This is a genomic window from candidate division KSB1 bacterium (assembly GCA_034505495.1).
GTDB lineage: Bacteria > Zhuqueibacterota > Zhuqueibacteria > Residuimicrobiales > Krinioviventaceae > Fontimicrobium_A.
On record JAPDQV010000006.1, the window covers coordinates 1 to 4,277 of the forward strand.

Sequence of the window (4,277 nt, forward strand, 5' to 3'; positions counted from 1 at the left end):
TTCAATCCACGCGCCCGCGCGGGGCGCGACATAAGTTCTTAATTGCCGATAAATTAGAGGAAGAAGTTTCAATCCACGCGCCCGCGCGGGGCGCGACTTTATTTCCTTCTTTTTATTATCCATATCAATAAAGTTTCAATCCACGCGCCCGCGCGGGGCGCGACTGTATGCCTTTTCCCTCTTTATTTTTCCTTTACTTAAATCCGCTTTCCCGCCGATCCTCCTTTCGCTATGCAAATCGCCAGGTACTTCGAACAATTTTTCACCTTATCTTTTTGTTTTTTAAACAACGCCGACCTCCCGCACAATTCCGCGGCGCATCCGGTCGGCGCTCAGATCACCAGCGGCCCTTCCGGATCATAGGTCTTTTTGGCGCCGAAATGTTCCACCCGATGCTGCCAATTCGACCCCAAATAGTAAAACCGCAGGCTGTCGACTTCGGGTTTATACAGCCGCAACAACTGGTCTTTCAATTTTGCCCATTGGTCGGGCGCCACTTTGCACTCGAATACGCTGTTCTGCACCCGTTGCCCGTAGTTTTTGCACGCCTTGGCGATGCGGTTCAGCCGCCGCTGTCCCTCTTCCGCCGTCTCCACGTCGTAGCATACCAAAACCATCATAGCGAAAACCCTCTTTCTTTGCCGATTTTTTTATCGTCAACGCCATAAAATGGCGGGATAGTAGTCCAGATCGCCGCGGATGTGCCGCGCCAACAGCTGCGCCTGCGCATGAAACAGCACGCCGATCTCCATTCTTTCCTCCAGAAACGGATGGACAATCATCTCTTTCTTGCGGTTTTGATAGGCCGTGATCACCCGTTTGCGGCAGTCGTCCGTCATGCGCACCTCCACCCCTTCGCGACGGAAGTCTCGTGCATCCACCTGCTTTAAATTGATCAAATTCAGGACCAACCGATCGGCCAACGGCGCACGGAATTCCTCCATCAGGTCGAGCGCCAGTCCCGGACGCCCGGGCCGGTCGGCGTGCAGAAAGCCGATGAACGGATCGAGTCCCACCGTCTCCAAGGCTGACTGGATGTCGAGTGCGAGCAACGTGTAGACAAACGACAGCAGGGCGTTGACCGGATCGAGCGGCGGCCGCCGATTGCGCCCGGCAAAGATAAAGGCATCCTTCTGCTGAACAATGAGCCGGTCAAAGACGCTGAAATAGCCGTTGGCGGCCTCGCCTTCCAGGCCGCGAAGGACCTCAAGATCGCTGCAGGCGGCGACGCGCGGCAGCAGCGCCGCCAAATGATCGATCTGCTCTTGAAGAAGCGCGTCGCTTCCCCCGCCGCGCAGCCGGCGCAGCAGATTGATGCGACTGTTGTTGATCTTGGCGGCGACGATGTTGCGCGCCACGGCCAAGGCCCGTTCGGCGGAATCAGCCCAGCGATGCTGCGTGCGCCTCAGCAGAACATTGCCTTTGATGCGGCCTTCCACCCTGGCCAGAAACCGTCCGCTTTCAGTCAGCCAGGTTATTGAAACGCCGCGCTCACTGCATAAGGCCATAAGCGGCGGCGACACGTAGATGGTGATGCCGAAGCAGATGATTTGACCGAGTGTATGGATAGGCACTTGGATGAGTTTTTCTTCGCCTTTACGCACCAGTACGGTTTCGCCTTCTTTGAGCAGCAGGCTTTCCGGTTGGGTGACATAGAGCGTGTTGAGCAGAGGTTTCACGGTTCCGGCTCCAGAAGCGTAAACAAGGTTTTTTCGTAGCGGCTGCCGCCCGATAGTCGTTTCGGCAAACAGAGATCGACGAGCGAGCAGGAGCGGCAGCGTTTGGAATAGACCGGCGGCGGCGTTTTGCCGGACGAAAAGAGCCGGTGCAGCGCCGCCGCGGTCTCTTCGGTCTTGAGGCGCAGTTCTTCATCCAGCGTTACATCTTCGCGCCGACGAATGCGCCAATAAAACAGCGATGCGGATTCGATCGGTACGCCGAACATGTCCTCCAGTGCCATGGCCTGAGCGCAGAGCTGCACCCGATCGCAGTCGATCTCCTTGGGTTCTCCGTGTTTGAACTCGACAGGCGCGATCTGCCAGAGGCCGCGCAGGCCTAGGATGTCGAGATTGTCCGGCCCGCGGTCGTCGATCAGCTCCAGTTCGAGCACATCGATGACGCCCTGAAGCCGCAGCCGGTCGCAGCGCACGGCGACGGCGCCGATCTGCCGACGGCCGCGCCGCACTTCCTTGTAGCCGGCATCCACCCGTTGATGCTCCAGCCTGCCTTCCATGGTCAGCAGGTTGTCCTCCCATTGGCGTTCGATGTAGATCAGCGCCGCCTGTCGGGGACAAAAGGCAAAGTGCTGCATCGCCGATATGGGGAGGTAGTCGTCGTCAGTCATTGTAATTATTCCTACTCCTCATTTGAGACCTCGCTCTATATAATCTTTCCGTAAAACCGCCTTCTTTAAGAAACTGCTGCTCTAATGCACGTAATTGCTGATCTAAAAGGTAATTGGTTTGGTGAATAAGGCATATGACTGTATTGGCCGCAACTTCAGGAGAAGAATGCTCTAAAAAACTTTTATAGGTCATATAAGACCTATCATCTTTATAACATAACCTTCTAATCATCCGCGCTTGGGGATGATCTTTAGGCCACAAAGACAAATTGTGTTGCCTGAGATAATCCTGATAATCAACTAATAACTCTTCAAGACTAGCCCTAGCCACACCGATTAATTTTAGCTCCATTTTTTTAGAGGTTCCCGAAGCCATGCTGCCTTCGGCAATATTTTGCTTTCCGCTACGAGCAGCTTGAACCATTTGGTCATGGGTACGAGACCTTTTATCAATTAATCGATTACAGAAAACGACGGTTGCATCGTAGACAATTTCCGCCATTTGGTATGATTTTAGGTTTCTGTAACCTCCATGAGGCGTAATAGCATTTGGAGCCTTTGTTTTGCTGCTATCCGACATTTTTGTTTTCCCCCATAGCAAGCGAAAAACATCTTCAATTGGACTATGTCAAGCATAATTGCCATCAAAAGGTGGCAACCTATTATATGCCGTTAATTTCCTCGCATTTCAATCCTTCCAGCTCATCCAGTTTGATGTCGTAGTCGCTAATATCATTCGGTTCATCTATTCCGTCCTTGACCTTGACTTTCAGCGAGCAATGCACTTTAGCAGAAGAATATTTGCCATTTCGGGAATCGTGTTCCCACCAGTAGACCTTGTAAACTGTCATGCTTCCCGCTGGGCGTGCAGAGGATTCGTCATTGACGAACAGAGTTCGCAGTGCTTCCTTGATGGCTTGCGCATCTTCATCCGAAAAGCCCGTTTTGCTCGCCAGTTGCGGATTCATGCTGCCGTAAAAGACGTACACGCCGTGGTCCACGCGGTGCTTCATGCCCATGGTGTCGGAGCCGCGCTTTTCACCTGGTTCGCTGCTGACGCTTTTGGTGATTTGAATGCTTGAAGAACGGTCAAGGACTGGAGCGACTGAGAAAGCTGGATGAATTGAAACGGGACCGCGCACGGGAATGGACACACCATCGCTGTCCTCTTCGCCCTCACTCTTCTTGCCTTTCTTTGCTTTGAAAGCGAACACCTGACCAAATGCGCGCACGTCCAGCCAGCTTTTGCAGGCGGCTTCCTGAAACTTCTTTTTATCGCTCATATCCACGTCTTTGAGCGTCCCTTCCGCCCGTTCACGCAGACTTTTGTAGTCATCCACGCGGTTGTCATCGGACTGGACGAAAATCTTGTGCCCCATCTCCTGCAAACGGTTGCGAATCTTGCGCTTGATGGCGACATCCGAAATTTCGCCAAAGCCTTCATAGGTCACGCGCGGGCGGTTGCCGTTGAGGGGGTCGCCGTTGGGATTGGCGTGCTTCACGGTGAGAATGACGGCAAAATCAATTTTTTTCGATAAGGTAGTCATAGCCAAGCCTCCTTTTTGAAATGATTGGATTATTCGTTTGAGTTGGGATTGTCGTTGTCTTCGGTTACGGATTCGTCCGGCTTCTCGTGCAGTTTTTGACGCTGGCAATAGTAACCGAGCAGGTATTCCCCTGTCAGCGGTTTGTTTCCTTCAAGGGCTTCAGGATTAAGACTGATAACTTGTGCAATCAGGTTTTTATAGAAATATGCTCCGCCCAGTCGTATCATGTAGGGCGTAAGAGCTTCGTGAAGTTGTTTCCATGTCTGGTATGGGCGTTGAGAGAATTGCTGCATGTAACGCATCGCATTCGTTGCCCGTTTTTCTTTGGCTTTTTTCAGCGCTCTTTCTTCAAGAACATCTGCAATGGCGCGCAATCTCCCACACAG

Annotated in this window: 6 protein-coding genes; all 6 read right to left on the reverse strand. The window is 52.7% G+C overall.

Annotated elements, in window-relative coordinates:
• Positions 1–332: 332 nt before the first annotated feature.
• Positions 333–620: a CRISPR-associated endonuclease Cas2 gene (gene cas2 / locus ONB24_03895; GenBank protein ID MDZ7315245.1), complete on the reverse strand. Its 288-nt coding sequence runs from the start codon at positions 618–620 to the stop codon at positions 333–335.
• A 36-nt stretch (positions 621–656) separates the two neighbouring features.
• Complete coding sequence (gene cas1c, locus ONB24_03900; protein MDZ7315246.1) at positions 657–1,679, reverse strand: type I-C CRISPR-associated endonuclease Cas1c; 1,023 nt, start codon at positions 1,677–1,679, stop codon at positions 657–659.
• Entirely contained in the window at positions 1,676–2,344 is a 669-nt protein-coding gene (gene cas4, locus ONB24_03905; GenBank protein ID MDZ7315247.1) for a CRISPR-associated protein Cas4, read from the reverse strand. Before cas4 ends, cas1c begins: the two co-directional genes overlap by 4 nt.
• Positions 2,337–2,924, reverse strand: coding sequence for a four helix bundle suffix domain-containing protein (locus ONB24_03910; protein ID MDZ7315248.1), 588 nt, complete (start codon positions 2,922–2,924; stop codon positions 2,337–2,339). Before ONB24_03910 ends, cas4 begins: the two co-directional genes overlap by 8 nt.
• An 82-nt stretch (positions 2,925–3,006) precedes the next feature.
• Positions 3,007–3,891 carry a type I-C CRISPR-associated protein Cas7/Csd2 gene (gene cas7c, locus ONB24_03915; GenBank protein MDZ7315249.1) on the reverse strand — a complete coding sequence of 295 codons (885 nt, stop codon included), beginning with the start codon at positions 3,889–3,891 and terminating at the stop codon, positions 3,007–3,009.
• Between the two features lie 29 nt (positions 3,892–3,920).
• On the reverse strand, positions 3,921–4,277 hold a 357-nt coding region (locus tag ONB24_03920; protein MDZ7315250.1), incomplete at its 5' end, for a type I-C CRISPR-associated protein Cas8c/Csd1.

Coding starts and splice junctions, on each gene's coding strand:
- cas2 (MDZ7315245.1), bottom strand. CDS start 620: ATGATGGTTTTGGTATGCTACGACGTGGAGACGGCGGAAGAGGGACAG.
- cas7c (MDZ7315249.1), bottom strand. CDS start 3,891: ATGACTACCTTATCGAAAAAAATTGATTTTGCCGTCATTCTCACCGTG.
- cas4 (MDZ7315247.1), bottom strand. CDS start 2,344: ATGACTGACGACGACTACCTCCCCATATCGGCGATGCAGCACTTTGCC.
- ONB24_03910 (MDZ7315248.1), bottom strand. CDS start 2,924: ATGTCGGATAGCAGCAAAACAAAGGCTCCAAATGCTATTACGCCTCAT.